The organism is Streptomyces sp. NPDC049627 (assembly GCF_044465645.1).
Taxonomy (GTDB): Bacteria; Actinomycetota; Actinomycetes; order Streptomycetales; family Streptomycetaceae; genus Streptomyces.
Genome location: NZ_JBITLW010000002.1, coordinates 846,588 through 868,722, shown reverse-complemented (window position 1 = coordinate 868,722; position 22,135 = coordinate 846,588). Strand labels below are relative to the sequence as shown.

Below are 22,135 nucleotides of genomic sequence, written 5' to 3'. Positions count from 1 at the left end.
GTCAGTCATCCATCCGCATGGCTTAATCTGATCACTACATCGGATCCGGCCCGACGGTGCGCGCGTATGACGCGCAGCTCGGGGGAGTGCCGCCGCCGTGGCCGGATCCGGGGATAGGGGCCCCGGTCGGCGGAGGTGAACGGCCGGGGCCCTCATCCCGCTCACCTGGGCCCCGCCGTTTGGGTCATCCCGGCGTCGCGGGTCCGGCAGGCGCATCCGCCGCATTGTCGTCACTCGCCGACTCCCCACGCTCGAACCGGCCGCCTTCGGCTCGCGCGGGGCACCCGATCACTCCCGGCTCGGGCCGGCTGAAAGGCGCCGCACCTCTCAGCGGCCCGCGCCACACCGCAGGGCCCGGCCCCGCTCGGTCCTCCACCGGGTCAGATGACCGGTGGCCGTCCCAGCCGGCACAGCCGCCACACCGTCCGCCACCGCATGGGACGTCGCTCGCCCGCCGGTTCCCGCAGGCCTTCCAGGAAGCCGCCGAACCAGGCGCGCAGCCCGCCGAGCGACCGGTTGCGGGCGAGGGTGAGCAGGATCCAGACGCCCAGGTGGACGGGGATGAGCGCGAGCGGCAGCCGGCGGCGGGTCAGCCAGACGCGGTTGCGGGCGTTCACCCGGTAGTAGATGGCGTGCCGGGCGGGCGAGGTCTTCGGGTGCTGGAGGAGGAGCTCGGGGGCGTAGAGAATGCGCCAGCCGGCGTCGGCGGCCCGCCAGGCCAGATCGGTCTCCTCGTGGGCGAAGAAGAACTCGGCGGGCCAGTCCCCGGTCTCCGCCAGCATCGCCATGCTCAGCGCGTGTCCGCCGCCGAGGAAACCGGTGACGTAGCCGCCCCGGAGCGGATCCGACTTGCCGATCCTGGGCACGTGCCGCTGCTGGGTCTCACCGTGCTCGTCGGCGATGCGGAAGCCGACGATGCCGAGCCGGTCGTCGGCGGCGTACAGGTCCCGTACCCGGCGCAGCACGTCGGCGTCGACGAGGAGACCGTCGTCGTCCAGCTCGACCACGACGTCGACGTCCCCGAACTCACGGAGGCGGGCGAGGGCCGCGTTGCGGCCGCCGGGGCAGCCCAGGTTCTCGTCGAGCTCGATCGGGGTCACCTCGCCGGGCAGCGACAGCCGCTCGGCGAACTCGGGCAGCGGGCAGCCGTTGCCCACGATGACGATCCGGCGCGGGGCGAGGTCCTGTTTGGCCACGGACCGCAGCAGCGCGTCGACCTCGTCGGGACGGTTGCCCATGGTCACCACGGCGACCGCGATCGTCGGTTCCGTCATGCCCTGCACCCACTTCGTCCCGGCTGCCGTTACCGGCGCGATGCTAGTGGTTCACGGGGAGGACGTCTCCCGTTCCCCGTATCCGCCCCCTAGCTACGGCGGTTCTCCCTGCGCCGTACGAACTTCAGGCCCGACCAGTCTTCCCCCAGCGCCGCGACCTTGACATCGACCACGCCGAGCGGGAGGAAGAGATCCCGCAGCGCGTTCTCGGTGATGTCGCTGACATGGCCGGCCGCCCGCCGCGGCCAGGCGATCCACAGCATGGCGTCGTCGGCGAGGTCATCGGCCAGCGCGGGACCCTCGGCGACGAGATCGCCGTACGACCGGTAGAACGCGACGGCGACGTCCGCGCCGCGCGCGCTTCCCTCGGCCACGTCGCAGCCCTCCGGCAGCCCGGGGATGTCCCAGCGGGGCGGCGCGTGACGGAGCCGGACCCGGTGGCCCGGCTTGATGCCGATCTTCCTGGCGAGCGGCGTACCGGAATAGCCCATGACCCGACCCCTCCATCCGTCTGGCTGCCGTCGATCCATGCACAGGAAACCGACTTGTCCGATTCTCGCGCGACGCGCACGCTGGAACCGTGAGTAACATCACTCGTGCGAGTTGAGCACTTATGGCCACTTCTGATCACAGCCTCGGTCACAGCGGGTGGTCACCAGATGCCGCGACAGCCACCGTCAGCCTGGAGGGCATCGTCACGGGGTGGAGCGAGGGCGCCCGGCGGCTGCTCGGGTACCGCCCCGCCGAGGTGGTGGGACGGGCCGCGGCCGACCTCCTCGTGGACCGGGAGGCGACCGGCTTCTCCCCGGTCGGCTCCCCGGAGTGGAGCGGCACCGCGGACCTCAGGCACCGCGACGGCCACCGCGTCGGGCTGACCCTGCACGCCCGTCCTCTGCTGGACGGCGCGGGCGCGGCCCAGGCGTTCGTGGTCACCGCCACCACCGGAACCCCCGCCTCGGAGCACGACCGGCGCCTGGTGGAGTGGGCCTTCGCCCAGTCCTCGATCGCCCTGTCCACCTACAGCGCCGCATCGGGCTCCTGGCGGCTGAACACGGGCGCGGACACCGACCCGCTCGGCCGGGCCCGTACCGACGAGGGGTTCCTGCGGTGCGTGCGGCATGTCGCCGAGGCGGCCGTGCCGATGCGGTACGAGGGGTTCGCCCCGGCGCCGCACACCACGGGCCGGCAGCGCTCCTGGATCGTCGAGCTGTGGCCCGTCCGCGACCCCGGGACCGGCGAGGTGGCCGGCGTCGGCACCGCCGCCTTCGACAGCAGCGAGCAGCACGCCGCCCGGCAGCGGCTGGCCCTGCTGAACGAGGCGGGCGGCCGCGTCGGCACCACGCTGAACGTGACCCGCACCGCCCAGGAACTCGCCGATCTGGCCGTCCCGCGGCTCGCCGACTTCGCCAGCGTGGACCTGCTCGACTCGGTGATGCGCGGGGAGGAACCGGTGCCGGGGCCGGTCGACTCCGCCGTGGTGCTGCGCCGGGTCGCCCACCAGTCCTCCTCCGAGGACCGGGGCGTGCCCGAGGCCGCCGTCGACCTCGGCGGGATCGACACCTACCCCCCGTTCTCACCGCCCGCCCGCTCCCTGACCAGCGGACGTCCGGTGCTCAGCGGCGCGGACGACCCCGACTTCGCCCGCTGGGTCGGCGAGCACGAAGCGCGGGCGGCCGTCGTCCGCGAGCACGGCTTCCACTCGGTGGTGGCCGCCCCGCTGCGCGCCCGGGGCATCACCCTCGGGGTCGCGGTCTTCGTGCGCGGCAAGAACTCCGCGCCCTTCCAGCACGACGACCTGATCCTCGCCGAGGAGCTCGCGGGCCGGGCCGCCGTCGGCGTGGACAACGCCCGCCGCTACACCCGCGAGCGCACCAACGCCCTCACCCTCCAGCGCAGCCTGCTCCCCCGCGACCTGCCGAAGCAGGCGGCCGTCGAGGTGGCGTACCGCTATCTGCCCGCCGGCACGGGCGCCGGCGTCGGCGGCGACTGGTTCGACGTCGTCCCGCTGTCGGGCACCCGCGTCGCCCTGGTCGTCGGCGACGTCGTCGGGCACGGCATCCACGCCTCGGCCACCATGGGGCGGCTGCGCACTGCCGTGCGCACCCTCGCCGACGTGGACCTGCCCCCGGACGAGCTGCTCACCCACCTCGACGACCTGGTCACCCACCTCACCTCGGACGACGACCACATCGTCCGGGACCTGCCGTACACCGGCGGGATCGGCGCGACCTGCCTGTACGCCGTCTACGACCCGGTCTCCCGGATCTGCACCCTGGCCAGCGCCGGCCACGTCCCGCCCGCGGTGCTGCTCACCGACGGGTCGGTCAGCGTCGTCCGCCTCACGCCCGGCCCGGTGCTCGGCGTCGGCGGTCTGCCCTTCGAGGCGACCGAGCTGGAGCTGCCCGAGGGCAGCCTGCTCGCCTTCTACACCGACGGCCTGATCGAGAACCGCGAGCACGACGTCGGCCTCGGCCTGGAACGGCTCTGCGCGGCCCTGGCCTCCCCGGTGCCGTCGCTGGAGGTGACCTGCGACGCCATCCTCAAGGACCTGCTCCCCGACAGCCCCGCCGACGACGTGGCCCTCCTCCTCGTGCGCACCCGCGCCCTGCACGCCGACCAGGTCGCCGCCTGGGCCCTGCCGTCCGACCCGGCGATCGTGGCGGACGCCCGCGCGCAGGCCACCCGGCAGCTCGCGGCCTGGGGCCTGCAGGAAGCGGCGTTCGTCACCGAGCTGGTGGTGAGCGAGCTGGTCACCAACGCCATCCGCTACGGCGACGTACCGATCGGGCTGCGCCTGATCCGGGACCGCACGCTGATCTGCGAGGTGTCCGACGCCAGCAGCACGGCCCCGCATCTGCGCCGCGCCCGCTCCTACGACGAGGGCGGCCGCGGGCTGCACATGGTCGCCCAGCTCACCCAGGGCTGGGGCACCCGTCAGACCCCCACCGGCAAGACGATCTGGGCCGAACAGCCCCTGCCGGTCGGCTGACCGTGACCGGGGGACCGGTGGTCAGACCCGCAACGGGTTGGAGCGCACGGCCGCCATCAGATACCAGGCGGTCGCCCCCACATGCCGGTACGGGTAGTACCCGAACCCGAACCCGGTGTCGAGCGGGCTGCTCGCCGCGACCACGCCGGACCGCTCGGGAAGCGCCCGCCCGCCGGCCGTCTGACCGGCGCCGAGCAGGTCCTGAGCCCGCTCGACGGAGTCGATCAGCCGCCGGGCCCGCGCCTCGTCGCCCCGCGCGTGCCGCTCCCGCAGCGCGAGCGCGAGATGAGCGGTGCCCTCGAACCACACCCCGTTCCGGTCGGGCCTGGGCTGTGAGTCGGCGATCGGGGCGTCCTCGTTCGCCAGGAGCCCGGCGGAGCTGAAGGTGACCCCTTCGTACGACTGCCCCGCGGGCACCGTGCTGTTGCGCCGCCCGGCGTGGTCGAGGACGGCCAGCTCGCGCGCGGCCCAGTCCAGCGACCGGGCGTGGACGCGGGAGTCGAGGGCGAGGTACGTCCAGGTCTGGGTGTCCTCGGGAACCGGCGAGGTGTTGACCGTCACCCCGTCATTGGTCCCGGTGTAGAAGAAGCCGCCGTCCGGCTCCCACATCTTCTCCAGGAAGGCCCGGGCACGAGCCCGCCGCTCCCGCCACACCCCGTCCCCGGTGAGCCGGGCGAGCCGTCCGAAGAGGCAGACGAGGTCGGTGTTGTGCTCGGTGGAGGTGAACGGCAGCTTCTCGTCGGCCCCGTTCACCCCGAACTTGTACCCGCCGAGGGGTTCGCCGGTACGGCCGTTGCGCTCGACCCACTCCCCGATCCGCACGGCACCGTCGAGGAACCTGCGCTCCCCGGTCCGCCGGGCGAGCGCCGTGAGCGCGATCCCGGCCCAGGCCATGTCCCCCACGGCCGTCCCCGTGAAGCCGAACTGCGTCCCGACATTGGCGGTCCCGTCCGCCCGCACGAACCCGTCCGGCTGCCGCGAGCCGTCGTAGAAGGTGTACGGCCCGACGTTGTACGCCTGCCGAAGCCGGCCGTCGGTGTGGACGGGGTCGTGCTGCTGGGCGTACAGCAGCGCGTCGCCCAGCGCCACGGCCCGGGTGCGCCCGTCGGACGTGCGTGCGGCGAGGAGGGCGAGGATCGCGAGGGCGTTGTCGTACGTGAAGGCGGTGCTGAAGAGACCGGCCTGGTCGGCGTAGCTCTGGGCGAGGCGGATGGTGCCGTGGTCGGGGTAGGCGTCCATGGCGGCGGCGAGGAAGGTGTGGGCTCGGCGCCGGGCGGAGTCGACGCCGGCGTGGGCGGCGCCCGCACCGGTCGCGGTGAGCACGGCGGCGCCGATGCCGGCCCCGATGAGTGTGCGACGGCTGAGCGCCGCGCCCTGCCTGTCGGCCATGCCGGTCATGGGTCTCCCTCGGTCCTGAGAGCGCTCTCAACGATGCGCGCTCATTCTGCTGGTGCACCCGGGGCGGGTCAACGCCCTTGACGGCGGCGCGGATTGGCGTGACAGCGGGCAGGGGGGGTGTGCACGCCGGGACGCCACTGTGACCGGCACCGAAGCGCCGGTCACCAGTGGTTGCGTGCCGCGTGGGGCAGGAGATGCGGCCCGGATCGTGCTCAGTAGTGCACGCGGCGGTTCTCCGGCGTCACCCGGTAGCGGATGTTCCACAGGCTGCGCCGGACGTACGTGCGCTGGAGCCAGCGGTCGCGGCCGTCGTAGCGGGCGGTGAAGGAGGTGCGTGCGTGGACTCCCTTGCGGTTGTTGATCAGCAGTGCCTGGCCCGGCCGGAGCCGGACACCGTGGGCGACGGCGCGGCACACCTCCTGGAGCCGGTCGAGGGCGACCCGGGCGCCGGTCGTGAGCGGCTGGACGCCGTTGGCGGAGATGGCGATCTCCGGGTACTCGTCGTTACCGCTGATCAGCGGCACCGGGTCGGAGAGCACCTCCGCACCCCCGGCGACGTCACGGACGTAGCTGCCGGGCGCGTTGAGCCGGAACAGCGGTGAGCGCAGCGTCTCCAGCACCTCGGGGGCGAGCGCCGCCGAGATGTCGCGGGCGTCGGCGTAGTGGGTGCCGGCGATGCCCTCGTGGTCGGCGCGCAGGCAACTGAGCACCAGGAAGTCGGGATTGGCGACGTCGTAGCGCCCGATCACGTCGTGCATGATGTCGCTGTGGAAGTTGAGGAAGACTTCCGAACCCTGATTGGTCTGCGTCATGGCGCCGCCCGGGACCGGGATGACGTCGTGGACGAGCTGCCCCGACTTCTCCGTCCGTACGCCCAGGGGTTCGCCGAGCAGCCCGCTCAGGCCCAGGAGCACTCCCTCGGCGACGAAGCTCCGCTTCTCGCGGCTCGGTCCGCCGTCGGCGGGGGTGTCGGGCAGTCCCTCGTCGACCGGCAGGTTGTCGACCAGCGTGACACCGGGGGTGTCGATGTGGCGGCCGAAGTCGAGGATCTGCTGCAGGATCGGCGTCGGCAGCCCGGCGAAGATCTGCAGGTAGCGGGTCATCGACCGGTCGATGTCGGCGTTCGGGTCGCCCACTTCGGCCAGCCCGGCGCCCAGGGCGTCGCGCACCTCGTCGGGCAGTTCGACCCGGGAGAAGGTCCGCACGGGCGTGGCGGTCCCTGACACGGCGCCGGCGCGGTCGGCGTCGAGGGGATGGTCGGCAAGGGTGGTCATCCGGTGTCACACTCCCAGCAACTCGGGTTCGGGGAACAGGGCGTCGGGGTCCTGGAGTTGGTCGTGCAGGCGCTGCGCCAGATGCAGCGCCTCGTCCTCGCTCGCGGCGAGATGCGTCGCGACCTTGCTGCCGCGCAGCGCCGTGACCGGGATTCCCGCGAAGCCGCCCGGGGTCAGGCCCTGCCGGCGCTGGAACTCCTCCAGGTCGACGAAGCCGCCGATGACGGCCACCAGCGGACCGGTGGTCAGGCGGATGGTGTCGATGTTGGCGCCGTGGAAGGCCGCGAAGGCCCGGTCCGCCGCGTCCTCGGAGTCGTACCGCAGCACGGTGGAGCGCTGGTTGAGCACGACGGCGGAGGCGGAGGTACCGCGTGTGCCGATCACCGAGCCTTCCGGGAACGGGGCGCGGTTGAGCCGGCAGACGATGTCGATGCGGTGCTTCTGAGCGAGCCGTACGGATCGCCGGTGCAGCACCTTCGCCCCGTACAGCGACATCAGGGCCGCGATGTTGTACGAGACCTCCTTCAGCAGCCGGGTGCCGGTGACGAGGTGCGGGTCGGTGCTGTAGATGCCGTCCACATCGGAGTGGATCTCGCAGCGCGGGGCGCCGAGCGCGGCGGCGATGGCCACCGCGGACAGGTCGGAGCTGTTCTTGCCGAGCCAGGTCGGGCGGCCCTGGGCGTCGGCGGCCTGCCCACCGGGGACGACCACGATGTCGTTCTCCCGCAGGGCGTCCTGCAACGGCCCGGGATCGGACTGCTCCAGCCTCGCCCACATGAACGCCGAGTTGGTCACGAGCCCCAGCTGGTGACCGGCGAGCACGGTGGCGCGGCGGCCCTGCCGGTGCAGGGCGGTGGCGAGCAGCTGCGCCCCGATGGTGTCGGCCAGCGTCAGCAGGCCGGCGACGGTCTCGTCCTCGGGGTGCGGGTTGATCTGGCTGAGCCGCTCCCGGAACTGCTCGGTCTCCCCGGGCTGTCCGCTGACCACGACGACCAGCTTGGTGCCCTCCGCGTCGACGCGGCGCCCGAGAGCCTCGGCGAGCGATCCGTACGCCGCGAGGGTACGGAAGCTGGAGCCGCCGAACTTCAGCACGGCCGGAGTGGTCACAGGGTGCCCCGTTCCAGCAGTTCCTCGGCGATCTGGAAGGCGTTGAGGGCGGCACCGATGCGCAGGTTGTCGGCGACCAGCCACAGCCAGAAGGCGCGGGGATTGCTCTGTGTGATCCGGACCCGGCCGACGTGGACGTGGTCCGAGCTGCCCACGGTCGCCGGCGTCGGGAACTCCTTCAGGTCCGTGCGGTCATGGACGGTGACCTCCGGCAGACCGCCGAGGACCTCGACGAGTTCGGCGCGGTCCACCGGCTCGTGGCACTCGATGTAGACCGCCTCGGAGTGGCAGTTCACCACGGGCACACGGACACAGGTGGTCGTGACGTCCAGGTGCGGCATTCCGAGGATCTTGCGCGACTCCTGGAGCATCTTCTGCTCCTCCAGCGTGAAGCCGGAGTCCAGGAAGCGGTCGATCTTCGGTATGACGTTGAAGGCGAGCGACGGCTTGAAGTGCTCCGGCTCGAACGCGGAGTCCGGCCCGTCAAGGGTCGCCTGGGTGGACTCCTGCAGCTCCTCCACGCCGGTGTAGCCGAGGCCGGAGGCGGCCTGATAGGTGCTGACCACCGCGTGCCGGATGCCCCAGCGGTCCTCGACACCGCGCAGCAGCCGGACCAGGGGAATCGTGGAGCAGTTGGGGTTGGCGATCACGCCGCTCTTCGGGCGCCGGTCGAGCTCGTGCGCGTTGACCTGCGGCACGACGAGGGGTGAGTCCGGGTCCATGCGGAAGGCGATGGTGTTGTCGATCACCAGGGTGCCTGCGGCGGTGGCGACGGGCACCCACTTCTCGCTCACCGACGTGCCGGCGGAGAAGAAGGCCACGTCTGCCTGGGAGAAGTCGAAGGTCTCGATCGCCTGGACCTCGTACTTCGCCCCGTCCACCGTGAGCACCCGGCCCGCCGAGCGGGAGGAGGCGACGAGGTGCAACTCGCGGTAGCGCAGCCCCCGTTCCTCGATGAGCTCGATCAGGGTGCTGCCCACGGCACCGGTGGCTCCGACGATGGCGACGCGGGGGGCGGTGGGCTCCGCGGGGTCCGTTACCAGGGTCATCGGGACTCTCCCATCGTGATCTTCTCGGCGGCGGGGGCGGCGGTGGCGGGGGCGGGGGAGGCAGTGGCGGCGGCCGGCACGGGGCGGGCGGCGGACGACGTGGCCGACGGAGCCGCGGACGAGGTGTCGCCGCGGCGCGGGGTGAGCCGCCAGCCGAGGTTGACGCCGAGGCTCGCGGCGACGATCAGCGGAATGCCCAGCGCCTGCAGCAGGCTGATGCTGTGCCCGTACACGGCCCAGTCGCAGAGCATGGCGACCGCCGGGTAGATGAAGGCCAGGACGGCGATCTTCGGGGTGGGCAGCTTCTGGTACGAGGAGTACATGAGGATGTACATCAGGCAGGTGTGGATCAGGCCGAGGCCGACCAGCCAGCCCCAGTCCGCTCCGAGGCCCTTCATGTCGGCGAAGGAGGCGAAGGGCAGCAGCAGGGGGATGCCCAGCGTCACCTGGATCAGCGCGACCAGATGAGGCTTGACCCCGGTCACCCGCTTGGTGATGACGGTGGCGAAGGCGTAGAAGAGGGCGGCCAGCAGCGCCTGACCCAGGCCGATCAGGTACGCGCTCTGGCCGCTGTCCTGGAAGTCGGAGACGGAGACCCCGGCGACCAGGATCAGCCCGATGAAGGCGATCCCCAGCCAGCCGAACTTGGTGCCGGTCAGCTTGTCCCGGAACAGCAGCGTGCCCAGCAGCACCACGTAGAACGGCTGCGTGTGGTAGACGACGGTGGCGACGGAGATCGACGTCGACTCGTAGGCCTCGAAGAGGAAGGCCCAGTTGAAGACGATGAAGACGCCGCCCAGGGCCGCGAGGCCGAGCTTCTTCGCGGTGAAGCCGTGGTTCTTGAAGAACCCGCGCACGGCGCAGTACAGGCCCAGGGCGACGGCTCCGAAGACGCACCGGAAGAACACGACGTTGAACGGAGAGGCGCCGGACTCGATGACGAAGATGCCGAGGGTGCCGGAGAGCACCATGGCGATCGTCAGTTCCACGGTTCCTTTCAACTCGGTACCGGTGGAACGGGTGTCAGTACTCATGAGGGTTCCTTCCTCGCGGGGGGGGGCGGACGGCTTCGTCAGTGCAGGGGGACGGCGTAGTGCAGGCCGCCGCGGGTCCACAGCTCGTTGAGTCCGCGCGGCACGCCCAGTCCGGAGGCACCGCCCAGATTGCGCTCGTACACGTCGGCGTACGTGCCGACGGCGTCCAGGACCCGCGCCGCCCAGCCCTCGTCCAGGCCCACCGCGCTGCCGTGCGGCCCCGCGAGCCGCGCGGCCTCGGCGAGGGCCTCGGCACGACGGCCCGGGCCCGCCTCGTCGACGTGGTGTTCGGCGGCGACCAGCAGCTGCAGCACCCAGCGGCACAGCCGGTACCAGTGCGGGTCGCTGTCGCGGACGGCGGCGGCCATCGGCTCGCGGGAGATCGACGTGTCGAGGACGCGGTGGGCCTCCGGGTCGGGAAGCGCGGCCCGCTCACCGGCCAGGGCGGTCCGGTCCAGGACGTAGGCGACGCACTCGCCGCCCGCGTAGCCGGCCAGGGCCGCGGCCGGCGTCGGGAAGGTCACGGGCTCGACGGACAGGCCCCGCCTGCCGTACCAGGCGGCGAGGTTGGCGGCGCTCGTGGTGCCGGCCTGCACGGCCAGCCGGGCCCCGGCTAGCTGCGCCGGGTCCTCGATCCCGCTGTCCGCGCGGACCAGGAACCCTTCGCCGTCGTAGCAGGTGACCCCGGCGAACAGCACCGGCCACCGCGCCTCGCGGCCGAGCGTCCAGGTCAGGTTGCAGACCGTCAGCTCGGCCTCGCCCGCCGCGAGCGGGTCCAGCCGCTCGGCCGGGTCGGTCGGCAGCCACCGGACCGCCTCGGGGTCGCCCAGGGCCGCGGCGGCCACGGCACGCGCCACATCGGTGTCCAGACCGGTCCAGCGGCCGCCGTCGTACTGCGAGAGCCCGAGGATGCCCCGGCTGACGACGGCGCGCAGGGCACCGCGGTCGCGGACGGCGTCGAGCGTCGGGGACGTGGTCCGGGTGGTGGCGGTGGCGGTCGCTGTGGTCATGAAAGGCTCCACTGGGGGACTCGGGTCAGCTGCTCACGGTCGAACCGCCGCTCGTTGTAGGCGAGCATGTCGATCAGGCTCTGCGCGGAGAGCGGCCGTGCGGTGGCGGTGGACGGCTCGGGCTTCAGGGGCATCGCCCCGGGCTTGGCCCACCGCAGCAGGCCTCGGGGGTCCACGTACGCCCGGGACTTGTTGGCGTTGTCCTGGTGCAGGCAGAACGGCACGTCGAGATGGCCGCGGGCGAAGGCCCGCACGAGCGCGGTGCCGACCGTGGGGCCGAGTTCCAGCGTGCTGTCCACCAGCATCCGGGCCTCCTCGTACACGCCCGTCGACGTGGCGGCCCAGGATTCGCCGCGGGCGGTCTCGTCGGCGGCGACGGCCGCGGCGAACTCCAGCGCGTCCACGTTCTCCGCGACGGTCGGGATCCGGTACGCCTCGGCCGGCGTCTTGACGATCAGCCGCTCGGCCCCGCTGCGCACCGCGAGGCGCGCGCTGTCCTCCAGGATCCGGAAGGACCCCACCGGAGTGCGCGGGTAGACGCCCATGTACGTGTAGAGCACGACATGCCAGTCGGTGCCGCCGAGCCGCTCACCCGCGAGCCGGCGCAGCGCGGCCAGCGCCTCCAGGTCCTGGCCCGGGCTGGTCTGCTGGGCATAGCTGACGGAGATGCTGGTGAGGCCGTGCTCCTGGAAGAACATGCCCTCCAGCACGCTGAGCGCCACCAGGAGGCTCGGCGGGCACAACTGGCCCAGCATGCAGCCGCCGAAACTCTCCAGGTGCATCTGCTCGTCCTGGGCGGCGAGCAGTTCGCAGCAGCGCGACCAGGCGTCGACGGCCTGGGACAGCGGGGCCCTGCTGTAGGGCAGGCAGTACGAGACCGGGCCGCCCTCGGTGGCGTCGATGCCCGCCGCCACCATCGCCTCGAACAGCGGGTACGGCAGCGCGGAGCCGTGCCTGACCTGGACCGGGAAGTCCGCTCCCGCGAGGCCGTCGAGCATCTGCCGGGTGGCCTGCGGGCCGTGCGCCACGAGCGGGAAGCCGTTGAGGTCGGCTCCGGTGCGCAGGGCGCTGCGGGCCGATTCGTGGTCGTTGACCCGGGTGTAGCTGTCCAGGGTGACGGTGCCGACGGCGGTGGCCTGGGCCGCGCGGACGGCCCGTAGACCCTCGCGCATCACGGGGATCTCGGCGAAGCCCATCCTCGGCTGGACGACGAGCCGGCCCTCGTCCTTCGCCCGGTGGACGAAGGCGGAGAAACGGCCGCGGCGCGGCGCGGGAATCGCCGGGGAGCCGGGCGCGGAAATCGCCGTGGAACCCGTGGTGCGCGCGTCGGTGACGGCCCCGTTCATGCGGCCGCCTCCACCGTGGAGAGCGCGGGCCGGGAAACCGGACTCAAAGCCGCGAGGAATTCCTGGAAATCCTGCAGACCGCCCTCGGACTCGAATACGGCGTCGAAACCGCCCGCGGCCAGCTCTTCGATGAATCTGACGTTTTCCGCACCGCGCACCCCGAGCTTTCCACCGATGACGACGCGCAGTTCCCTGAGGTCGGGTTCCTTGCGTATCTTCCGGATGAGCCGGAGCCCGTCGAGATGACCGTGCCCGTTCACCGTGCTGAGGACCAGGACGTCGGGTTTCTCCGCCCGGCATTCCTCGATGATGACCTCGTCCGGCACGCAGGCCCCGAGATTCCGCACCTCGCCGCCGTGCTCTTCGAGCAATAGCTGGAGAAACACCAGGTTCCACATGTGGGCGTCGGAGGACACGCTCGACACGATGAATTTCTTGCGCTGGCGCATGACATTCGACACGAGTTCTTCTCCATACGGTGAGCGACGGGCCTCGAAAATCATGTCCGGGTGCGCACAATCGCGTCCAGGGACGACGGCATGGAAAACGCGATGCCGGTTATCAATGCCTTCGATCCGACGGCTTGGATCGGACGGCTTGGATCCGACGGCTTCGATCCGACGGCTTCGATCAGACGTCCGGCGAGGCGTACTCGGCCGCCATGCACTCCATCGTCCGGTCGATGAACAGGCGCATTTCGCGGGTGAGGTGCCGGCCGCGCCGCCAGGCGAGCTGGGTGAAGACCTCGAACGGCGGTTCCCAGGCCAGCGTGGCCAGGGACCCCGCGGCGATGTCGTCGGCCACGGTCATCGTGGGCAGCAGGCTCACCCCGAGCCCCACCGCCAGGCCCCGCTTGATGGACTCGATGTTGCCGAACTCCAGGAACGGCACCGGCTCTCCCGTGCCGTCGTTGAGTTCCGCCTCGAACAGCTCGCGGTAGGCGCAGCCCGCCTCGGGGGCCAGTACCTGCACCTCGCGCAGCTGATCCAGGGTCACCTTCTCCTCGGCGGCCAGCGGATGGTTCGGCGCGGCGACCACCACGAGCGGCTCGCGGCCCAGCACCTCGCTCTCCACACCCGAGTGCCGGGTCTCCGCCTCCATGAGGAAGCCCATGTCGAAGGTGCCCTGGCGCAGCGAGTGGAGGGTCTCCGCGCAGAGGCTGGGCCGCAGCACCAGCTGCACATGCGGATAGCGGTGGTGGAAGAACTCCAGTACCGGGGGCATCCGGTAGGAGGTGACGCTCTCCATGGTGCCGATCGTCAGCAGGCCCGAGGGCTCCCCCTCACCGACCGCCACACCCCGGGCCTCGCCGGCGAGCGACAGCATCTGCTCGGCATAGGGCAGCAGCCGCTGACCGGCCTGGGTGAGCTGGATCCTGCTCCCGAACCGTTCGAAGAGCTCGACGCCGAGTGAGGTCTCGAGGCTCTTGATCTGTGCCGTGACGCTGGACTGCGCGTACTTGAGCTCGGTCGCGGCGCGCGTGAAGCTCAGCAGGGTGGCGACCTTGTGAAAGGTCGTCAGTTGACGGATGTCCACGGTGGCTCCTAGGCGAGTTTCGATGATGGGTGACGAGGTCGGGCAGGTCGCTGTCGCGCCGAGGAGTGCAGCGCCCTTCACAGGCGCGGGGCTGCATCGGTGTGCGGCTCCGCCGCGGGGGCGCGATCCAGCCACAACGGACCCGCAGACGACGGACGACCGATCGCGGCACTCCCCGCGGAGCGGTTCGCGGCACTCCCACGGAGCGCTGCCGCTTGGCCAAAGTTTTACGGGGTGGGCGCGGCAGGCCCCTTGTCGTCCGCGACCACGTGGGAGCCCGTGCCCTGCCCGGCGGCCGCGATCGACCCGACGGTCCCGCCCAGCCCCAGCACCAGGGCCACTGCCGCAAGGAATCCGATGAGTCGCGCCGGCTTCTCGCGCATGTCTTTCTCCCCCTTGGATCGGTGAGTTTCTCGCTCGACGTCACCGATCCTGAGCGCAGCCCTTACCGCACCGTTCCCCTCCCATTACCGCCCGCGACCGCTCCGTTCCCGTACCGCGGGGCGGGCGAACCCCCTATGATCGCGCGGCGGGGTCCCTGCCAGGGGCTTTCGCCTGACGAGGGGGACATCAGGGGGCATGGTGGGGGAAGCCGAGCAAGGAGAGGTGCGCTTCAACGTCCTGGGACCGCTGGAGGGTTGGTCCGGATCCTCGCGGCTGCGTCTGGGCGGAGCGGTCCAGGAACGCGTACTGGCGACCCTGCTGCTCGAACCGGGCAGGATGGTGCCGGTGACCCGGCTGGTGGAGTCGGTGTGGGACGACACGCCCCCGACGACGGCCGCGCACCAGGTCCGCAAGGCCGTTGCCCATCTGCGCCGGCGCGTCCCGGACGGCAACGACGTGCTCATCACCGACGGTCCCGGTTACCGCGCGTCGGTGACCGGCACCCAGCTGGACCTCATCGAGTTCGGCACCCATCTGCGCACCGCGGGCCGAGCCGTCTCCGAACGACGCACCACCGACGCCGTCACCGCGCTGCGCCGCGCACTCGCGCTCTGGCGCGGCCCCGTCCTGTCGGGCACCGGCGGCGCGGTGATCGAGGCCGCCGCGACCGCCCTGGAGGAGCGCCGCCTGGCCGCCGCCGAGCAGCTCCTGGAACTGCGTCTGGGACTCGGCGAGGCCGGGGAACTGGTCGCCGATCTGCGCGACTTGATCGTGCAGCACCCGTTGCGCGAGTCCCTGCGCGGCCATCTGATGCTGGCCCTGTACCGCAGCGGCCGACAGGCCGAGGCGCTGGACGAGTACCGACGGGTCCGCGCCTTACTGGCCGAGGAGCTCGGAATCGACCCCGGCCCTCAACTGACCAGGCTCTACGAGGGCATCCTGCGCGAGGCCCCGGAACTGGCCGCCCCCGAACCCCCGGTGCCCGCCCCGCCCCCGCCCGCTCCCGCGCAGTCCACGCCTGTGCCTGCCGCATCCGCGTCCGCGGCCACGTCCGAGAGCTGGCCCACGGCCACGGCCCCCTGCACGCTCCCCTACGACCTGTCCGACTTCACCGGCCGGCAGAAGGAGCTCGGCGCGCTCCTCGACTGCATCAAGGGCAAAAACGGTTCAGCAGAGCGGGGGCACACCCCGATCGTCGCGATCGACGGCATGGGCGGCAGCGGCAAGACCTCCCTCGCGGTGCGGGCCGCCCGCCAGATGTCGGACCTCTTCCCCGACGGACAGCTCCACATCGACCTGCGCGGCTTCACCCCGGGCGAGCGGTCCGTGACACCCGCCTCCGCACTCGACAGCCTGCTGCGGGCGCTCGGCACACCCGCGGACCGCATACCCGACGACGTCGAGGGCCGCGCCGCGCTGTGGCGGTCCACGCTGGCCGACCGCCGCGTCCTGCTCCTGCTCGACAACGCGGTCGACGCCGGCCAGGTCCTCCCCTTGATCCCCCCTGCGCCCGGTTGCCTCGTCCTGGTCACCAGCCGGGCCAGACTGCTGGACCTCGACGGAGCCGAATGGATCTCCATCGGACCCATGTCGCAGGAGGACGGCGCGCTGCTGCTCAAGGAGATGCTCGGGGAGGCGCGCGTGGCCGCCGAACCGAAGGCGGCGGCGGAACTCGTCGCCCTGTGCGGACGTCTCCCGCTCGCCCTGCGCATCGTGGCCGCCCGGCTGCGCAACCGGCCCCGCTGGACCGTGCAGTACCTGGCCGACCGGCTGTGCGACGAGACCCGGCGGCTGGAGGAGCTCAGCGCCGGCGAACGCAGCGTCGCGGCGACCCTGCGGCTGTCGTACCAGGCAATGGCCGAGGAGCACCGCACCTCGTTCCGCGTCCTGGGTCTGCACCCGGGCACCGACATCGACGTCCACTCGACGGCCGCCCTCCTGGACAGGGACACCCGCGACGCAGAGGCCGTACTCGAACGCCTGCTGGACGTGCATCTGCTCCAGCAGCCCGACATCGGCCTGTACCGATTCCACGACCTGGTACGCAACTTCGCACAGAGCCAGCGCGGACCCGCCACCGAACGGGACGACGCGGCAGCCGTCGAGCGGCTCCTCGGCTACTACCTGACAGCCACCGAAGAGGCGTGCCAGGTGCTCTTCCCGGGGCGCAAGCGCAGTTCCACGGGCATCGCGGCCCACGTCGGCGAACTGCCGCCCCTGCAGAGCCCGGAACAGGCCGCCCAGTGGTTCGACCGCGAGCACAGCTGCCTGCTGGCGGCCGTCGCCCTGGCCGACGCGTACGGCCTCGACCGCCACACGGTGTGCCTGACCCGCAACATCGTCTTCCAGCTCAACGCCCACGGCCGCTTCGAGGACTTCAGATACCTCAGCCAGGTCGCGGTCTCGGCCGCACGCCGGGTCCAGGACCTGGCCCTGCTGGGCGCCAGCCTGTCCAGCCTGGGCATCGCGTGCTGGAAGCTCGGCCGCTTCGACGAGGGGATCGAAGTGGCCGGCGAAGGGCGCGACATCGCCGTACGCCTGGGCGACAAGTACACCGAGGCGCACGGCGAGTCCACCATCGGACTGCTGCTGACGGTGCTCGGCCAGCACGCGGAGGCCCTGCCCCGCCTGGAACGCGCCATGGCCCTGGAGCGGGAGCTGGACATCCCGCGGGCGCATGCGGAGACCCTCACCATCCTCAGCACGCTGTACGAGCAGTGGGGCAGATACGAGGAGGCGGCCTCGGCGGCGCGGCGCGCCCTGGAGATCCACGCCGAACTGGACTACCGCAACAACGAGGTGATGGCCCTGACGGATCTCGCCTTCGCCCATGTGGGCCTCGGCGAGTACGACGACGCCCGCGCCTGCCTGGAACGGGCCCGCGGCCTGTGCGACGAGTCGAGCCCGCCCGGCGACTTCGCCCTCGTCCTGGCCCTGTCCGCCGAGGTCGCCCAATGCCTGCAGCAGGGGCCGGACCTCTCCGGTCTCACCGAACAGGCACTGGAACTCGCACGGACGAGCGGCAGCCCGACCCGTCAGGCGAAGGTCGAGAACCTCGTCGGCCGGTTCCACCGCCGACGGCACGAGTACGACCGGGCCATGACCCTGCACGCCCACGCCCACGAGCTCGCGTCCGCGATCCGCTACCGCGCCGAGGACGCCCGCGCCCTGTACGGCATGGCCTGTGCGGCGCAGGCACTCGGCGACACGGCCTCGGCCGCCGAGCACCGGGCCGCGGCGGTCGCGCTCTTCGACTTCATGGGTTCACCCCCGCACGGCTTCGGCTGACGCCCCTGTTCTCAGCGGTCCGTTCTCAGCGGACCCGTTTTCAGCCGTCCCACTGTCGCCGTACGGCGGTGAGGCGCTCGGCCACTTCTTCCGGCGAGGCGCCGTCGACCACGAGCCGGACGGCGCGGCCACCGGAACCCGCCTCGGTGTCCACGACGCCGACCTCCCGGACATGCGCCAGGGTGCGGACACCGTCCAGCCGCGCGGCTGGTTCCGGACCGCCGGCGGGAAGCGCCAGCGTGGCGAGGGCCGCGAACCGTGCCGCGTCCGGCTTCCGCGGTGTCCGCCCGGCCAGTGCCGCCAGGACGTCCTCCCCGGGATGGCGGCCGGTGGCGACCCGCATCAGGAGCCTGACCGCAGGGCCACTGGGCCGCGCCCGGGCCGACGCGATCCGCGGCCCGCTCTCGGTGAGCACGACCTGGGTGTGCGCGAGCCCGGACTCGTAGCCGACCAGATCGAGCAGGGAGCGCACGGTCGCCCGTACGCCGGCCCGGTCCGCGTCGGACAACGGAGCCGGATACAGCAGATCGGCTCCGGCGGGCGCGGCACTGCGCAGCGCGGTCATGCCGACCACCTCGTGCATGCCCGCACAGGTCAGCGTCTCCACACTCACCTCGGGCCCGGTCAGGAACTCCTCGACGAGATACGGCCCCGCCTGCGCGCCCGCCGTCCACTCGTCGAGGTCGGCCCGGTCCCGGACGACCGTGACCGCCCTCGGGTCGCTCCCGCGCTTGACGACCAGCGGCAGCGCACACCGCTCGGCCAGCGCGCGTACCCCGTCGGTGGACTCGGCCGGCATGGCGCTGACCACGGAGACACGGCTCTCGTTGAGGATGCGCCGCATGGCCACGGGATCACCGAGCCTGCGCACCACCTCGGCGCGTCGCGGTGAAAGGTCCACGAGAGCTGCCTCGACGGCCCGTTGAACCGCCTCGGATCGGCCGAAATACAGGATGTGTTCGATCCCGTACTCGACCGCGCGGTCCCTCAGCAGGGAGCGCAGCGCGTCCCCGCCCTCCGTTCGCACCGAGCTCTGCCCGGACTCCTCGGCCGGCACCGACCGGACCTCGAGCCCCACCGCTGCCGCCGCGTCGACGACCTCGTCCTCCGGCTCGACCAGCAGCACCCGCTCCCGCTGCGCGTTCTCCCCCACTGCCCTCTCCTCCCTGCCCTGGAGTCAAGGACACTGCCGCCTCGCCTTACCGATGACTTCCCGGTCCGGTCCCGCGCTCAGCTGTCGTCGACAGTGAGGTGGTACGTCGTGTCCACCCAGAATCCGCCGGTGGTGCGCGCCTTGATCTCGAGCACGTAGTAGCCGACGGGCAAGGGATCGAAGGAACACCACAGCCCCCAGGCGATGCGCCGCAGCAGGGCCGCGCGAAAGGGCTTCGACGTGAACTCCTGCATCGGCAGAGGAACCCCGTTCAGGAACGCCTTGGCCTCGGCGACCTCCATCACCATCGGCTCGCGAGAGGTCAGCGTCTGCGGCCGCTGCGTGTTGAACACGGGGAAGAAGACCGGCCGTCCGTAAGGCATCGAACAGCGCCGCACCACGCGACCGCCGTAGGTACCGGCCAGGAACCAGACGTCGTCGGGCTGACGCCAGCCCGCGAACTCCCCCGTCCGATCCCTGACCGGGCTACGGTCATCGGGCGCCGACAACGCCCACTGCCACCACCGGGCAGCCAGCTCACCACCACGCTCGGGCCCCAACTCCTTGAAGCCACCCCCGACCGACACGGATTCGCTCACGACTCCCCCACCCCTCCCACTCGCTCATACGCGCGATCACGCGGGCGAGACCCTACAGGGCGGCTTCGAAGAGGCCGATCACTGGTCAGCGGTACACAGTGACAAGCGAAGCCAGCAGCAGTGCGGCAGCGCCCGAGAGTCCCAGGATCCTGTAGCGGCTCCATACGGCCAGTGCGAGGAAGGAGGCCCACGCCGCGCCCGTGATGGTGGCGGCCCACAGGCCGGCGGTCGCCTGCGCGGCGGCGAGAGGGATCGGCGCCAGCAGGATCGTCGGCGGGACGACCGCGAGCCGCGGCCGGATGCCCAGCTGCTTGTAGACGACGATCAGTGTGATCAATGCCGTCGCGAAAGTGAGAGGGATGGCGGCCACATCCCACCAGGTGAAGCAGAGGCCGTCTGTCGTTTCGCATGCCTGGTCGTTGTGCTCCTCGACCCAGGCGAAGAAGAGGCAGGTACCACCGGCCAGCACCGCGCCGGTGACAGCTGCTCCGGATACGCGTGGCGCTATGGGCCGGGGTTCTGCGGAGGGCGTGTTCATGCCTACAGACTTCCTTGAACGGGGGCCGGGGGCCTGAGTAGGAATACTCAGGCCCCCGGCCGGTTGTTCCTGCCTGTTACCTCCCCTGAAGCGTCTGCTCCAGGGCGTTTGCGTAGAGGCGAGCTCCCGCGGGCTTCGGGTGGAACGACTGCATGGAAGGCTTCGGAGCGTCGTTGTCCGCCTGCTCCCGCCCCCTCTCCACGATGCCGTGGATGCCTTCGGGACTTCCGCAGACGCCCTTGCCGTCGAACTCGTCCCGCGGGCCGGAGAAGACCGCCCAGGATCCGGCGTCCGCGGCGGCCCCCTTCATCTCGGTCGCGAGGTTGTCGGCCAGATCGCGGATCCAGAAAACGCGCAGGCCGCAGACATGCTCTGCATATCTCGAGTGCGGCCGGAGCGACGACGTCATCTGCGGCACGAGGCCGAAATCCGTGTCGCCGCTTACCAACTCTCACCTGAGGCCGAGGTGATTGGGGTAACTACCGCGTACCGGCGGAGCTTGACCCGCTCCGTCGCAACAGCCAAGCTCTGACGCTGGCTTCGGGGAGACAGACGCCGGTCCGATCGTGGGTGGCGAGCAGCCCACTGGTCCTCCACCGCCGCGGGCCGCGAGCCCACCCCGAGCCCGCCCTGAGCCCGCCTCGTGGAGCGCGGCGGTGCGGCGCGAGACAGACTCACGCCCCAGCCACATGGATCAGCCCTCGCTGTCGCGCGGGGTGATGCGAAAAGCAAAGGGAGCAGTCCCGGGGTCCAGCGCAGTAGCGCCCCCGTCCACGGTCAGCACCGCGCCGTTGACGAAGGACGCGGCCGGCGACAGCAGCCAGGCGATGGCCTCGGCCACCTCACGAGGCTCGCCGGGCCGGCGTGCCGGCAGCAGCCGAGTGGCCTCCTCGTATGCTCCGTCCACCCCGGCGGAGGCCCCGGCCTCCTCGGCGAACCGGGCCATGCGGCGGTCGGCCATCTCCGTGCGTACCCAACTGGGGCAGACGGTGTTGGCCCGCAAACCCTGAGGCCCGTAGTCGACGGACAGCGACCGGCACAACTGCAGCAGTGCCGCCTTGGACGTGGCGTAGGCGGCATTGCCCACCCCGTTGCGCAGGGCAGCGACCGAAGCGACCGCGACGACAGATCCGCGGGCCCGGAGCAGGTGCGGCAATGCCGCCCGCATCAGAAGGAAGGGGCCGGTGAGATTGGTACGAAGCACCGTCTGCCAGTCCTCGTCGGACAGCTCCCCGACACCTCCGCTACGTGCCACTCCCGCATTGAGGACCAACCCGTCGAGCCGGCCGAATCGCCCGACCGCGGTCTCGACGAGGTGCTCAACGGCCTCCGGGTCGGCGGTATCAGCCGGGCAGGCCAAGGCTCCGGTTTCCTCAGCGACGTGGTGCAAGGGCTCCGCTCGTCGCCCGGAGACGACAACGTCGTGCCCGGCCGCCCGAAGCAGCCGCGCGGTCGCCGCACCGATCCCCGTCCCTCCCCCTGTCACGACCACAACACGCTGATCCGGCATGGGTGTTCAGCCTCCTGGCACGATCGGATCGGGCGACGTGATCTTACGACGCTGAGAACCGGCGACCGGAGGCCGTGCGGCTGACGCGACTACTTCAAGCCGCCGGGAGTTCAGCCGAGCTCTTATAGGAACCCAACAGAAACCCTGACCTCCAAACCTTCACGGCTGAAGGGTCCAGGGTGCCGACACACCGACTTCCCGACAAGACCAGAGCAGCGGAATCACCGCCCCATGCAAAAGACCAGGTCAGAGGGGCATCTGACCTGGTCCTGAGTGGAGCCGCCTTCGGGATTCGAACCCGAGACCTACGCATTACGAGCCCGATAGGGATCGTGCCGGGGTGTGTCACGTGATCACACCAGATCCCGTTTTCGCAGATCAGAGCGCATGTCGCGGTCCCGCTGCTCGTGCCCCGTGTTGCACCGTCCAAAGGCGTCCGCGCTCCCCTTGCGCTCCCCTGGTCGCCGCCGGTGACGCTCCAGTCCCGGACAGCGACCCTAGCTCCCTGCCCGGGGCCGAATTGTGAGTATCGGACAATGCGAGCCGGGCGTCTGCGCCTTCTGCGGCCTCTACTGATGAGCTTGCGTATTCAACCGTCGCCAGTTCCCTCGGAAGTCCAGCCTGACCGTGACCGTAGGTGGCCACC

At 71.4% G+C, this 22,135-nt stretch carries 19 protein-coding genes; 2 read left to right on the top strand and 17 right to left on the bottom strand.

Annotated elements, in window-relative coordinates; all coding sequences use genetic code 11:
- Positions 1-380: 380 nt before the first annotated feature.
- Entirely contained in the window at positions 381-1,274 is an 894-nt protein-coding gene (locus ACIBU0_RS08885; RefSeq protein WP_398813772.1) for a glycosyltransferase family 2 protein, read from the bottom strand.
- An 89-nt stretch (positions 1,275-1,363) separates the two neighbouring features.
- Positions 1,364-1,765, bottom strand: coding sequence for a DUF3052 domain-containing protein (locus ACIBU0_RS08880; protein WP_398813769.1), 402 nt, complete (start codon positions 1,763-1,765; stop codon positions 1,364-1,366).
- A 122-nt stretch (positions 1,766-1,887) separates the two neighbouring features.
- Here ACIBU0_RS08880 and ACIBU0_RS08875 point away from each other — a divergent pair, with 122 nt between their 5' ends.
- Complete coding sequence (locus ACIBU0_RS08875) at positions 1,888-4,263, top strand: SpoIIE family protein phosphatase (protein WP_398813766.1); 2,376 nt, start codon at positions 1,888-1,890, stop codon at positions 4,261-4,263.
- A gap of 21 nt (positions 4,264-4,284) precedes the next feature.
- On the opposite strand, the gene ACIBU0_RS08870 is transcribed toward ACIBU0_RS08875, so the two are convergent.
- From ACIBU0_RS08870 to ACIBU0_RS08825, 10 genes are all read right to left on the bottom strand, one after another.
- Positions 4,285-5,661 carry a Tat pathway signal sequence domain protein gene (locus tag ACIBU0_RS08870; RefSeq protein ID WP_398813763.1) on the bottom strand — a complete coding sequence of 459 codons (1,377 nt, stop codon included), beginning with the start codon at positions 5,659-5,661 and terminating at the stop codon, positions 4,285-4,287.
- A gap of 212 nt (positions 5,662-5,873) precedes the next feature.
- Positions 5,874-6,935: a TauD/TfdA family dioxygenase gene (locus tag ACIBU0_RS08865; RefSeq protein WP_398813760.1), complete on the bottom strand. Its 1,062-nt coding sequence runs from the start codon at positions 6,933-6,935 to the stop codon at positions 5,874-5,876.
- Between the two features lie 6 nt (positions 6,936-6,941).
- A complete protein-coding gene (locus ACIBU0_RS08860; RefSeq protein WP_398813757.1) occupies positions 6,942-8,042 on the bottom strand; it encodes an aspartate kinase in 1,101 nt (366 codons plus the stop codon).
- A complete protein-coding gene (locus ACIBU0_RS08855) occupies positions 8,039-9,091 on the bottom strand; it encodes an aspartate-semialdehyde dehydrogenase (RefSeq protein WP_398813754.1) in 1,053 nt (350 codons plus the stop codon). Before ACIBU0_RS08855 ends, ACIBU0_RS08860 begins: the two co-directional genes overlap by 4 nt.
- Positions 9,088-10,125, bottom strand: a complete 1,038-nt coding sequence (locus ACIBU0_RS08850) for a DMT family transporter (protein WP_398813752.1) — start codon at positions 10,123-10,125, stop codon at positions 9,088-9,090. Before ACIBU0_RS08850 ends, ACIBU0_RS08855 begins: the two co-directional genes overlap by 4 nt.
- A gap of 38 nt (positions 10,126-10,163) precedes the next feature.
- The gene (locus tag ACIBU0_RS08845; RefSeq protein WP_398813750.1) at positions 10,164-11,135 is read right to left on the bottom strand and encodes a transporter substrate-binding domain-containing protein; all 972 of its coding nucleotides are present in this window, start codon (positions 11,133-11,135) and stop codon (positions 10,164-10,166) included.
- Positions 11,132-12,481, bottom strand: a complete 1,350-nt coding sequence (locus ACIBU0_RS08840) for a methylaspartate mutase (RefSeq protein WP_398813748.1) — start codon at positions 12,479-12,481, stop codon at positions 11,132-11,134. The genes ACIBU0_RS08845 and ACIBU0_RS08840 overlap by 4 nt, the downstream gene beginning before the upstream one ends.
- On the bottom strand, positions 12,478-12,942 hold the full coding sequence (locus ACIBU0_RS08835; protein ID WP_398813745.1) for a cobalamin B12-binding domain-containing protein: 465 nt from the start codon (positions 12,940-12,942) through the stop codon (positions 12,478-12,480). The genes ACIBU0_RS08840 and ACIBU0_RS08835 overlap by 4 nt, the downstream gene beginning before the upstream one ends.
- A gap of 169 nt (positions 12,943-13,111) precedes the next feature.
- Positions 13,112-14,017 carry a LysR family transcriptional regulator gene (locus tag ACIBU0_RS08830; RefSeq protein WP_398813742.1) on the bottom strand — a complete coding sequence of 302 codons (906 nt, stop codon included), beginning with the start codon at positions 14,015-14,017 and terminating at the stop codon, positions 13,112-13,114.
- 227 nt (positions 14,018-14,244) lie between these two features.
- Positions 14,245-14,400 (bottom strand): hypothetical protein, encoded by a 156-nt coding sequence (locus tag ACIBU0_RS08825; protein WP_398813740.1) that lies wholly within the window; start codon positions 14,398-14,400, stop codon positions 14,245-14,247.
- A gap of 196 nt (positions 14,401-14,596) precedes the next feature.
- Here ACIBU0_RS08825 and ACIBU0_RS08820 point away from each other — a divergent pair, with 196 nt between their 5' ends.
- The gene (locus tag ACIBU0_RS08820) at positions 14,597-17,689 is read left to right on the top strand and encodes an AfsR/SARP family transcriptional regulator (RefSeq protein WP_398813737.1); all 3,093 of its coding nucleotides are present in this window, start codon (positions 14,597-14,599) and stop codon (positions 17,687-17,689) included.
- A 40-nt stretch (positions 17,690-17,729) separates the two neighbouring features.
- Here ACIBU0_RS08820 and ACIBU0_RS08815 read toward each other — a convergent pair whose 3' ends face one another.
- From ACIBU0_RS08815 to ACIBU0_RS08795, 5 genes are all read right to left on the bottom strand, one after another.
- Positions 17,730-18,842: an acetyl-CoA carboxylase biotin carboxylase subunit family protein gene (locus ACIBU0_RS08815; protein ID WP_398813734.1), complete on the bottom strand. Its 1,113-nt coding sequence runs from the start codon at positions 18,840-18,842 to the stop codon at positions 17,730-17,732.
- Between the two features lie 77 nt (positions 18,843-18,919).
- Positions 18,920-19,441 (bottom strand): hypothetical protein, encoded by a 522-nt coding sequence (locus tag ACIBU0_RS08810; RefSeq protein WP_398813732.1) that lies wholly within the window; start codon positions 19,439-19,441, stop codon positions 18,920-18,922.
- A gap of 85 nt (positions 19,442-19,526) precedes the next feature.
- Positions 19,527-19,979, bottom strand: a complete 453-nt coding sequence (locus tag ACIBU0_RS08805) for a hypothetical protein (RefSeq protein ID WP_398813729.1) — start codon at positions 19,977-19,979, stop codon at positions 19,527-19,529.
- A 76-nt stretch (positions 19,980-20,055) separates the two neighbouring features.
- Positions 20,056-20,397: a hypothetical protein gene (locus ACIBU0_RS08800; RefSeq protein WP_398813726.1), complete on the bottom strand. Its 342-nt coding sequence runs from the start codon at positions 20,395-20,397 to the stop codon at positions 20,056-20,058.
- A 276-nt stretch (positions 20,398-20,673) separates the two neighbouring features.
- The gene (locus ACIBU0_RS08795) at positions 20,674-21,489 is read right to left on the bottom strand and encodes an SDR family NAD(P)-dependent oxidoreductase (RefSeq protein ID WP_398813723.1); all 816 of its coding nucleotides are present in this window, start codon (positions 21,487-21,489) and stop codon (positions 20,674-20,676) included.
- Positions 21,490-22,135: the final 646 nt, after the last annotated feature.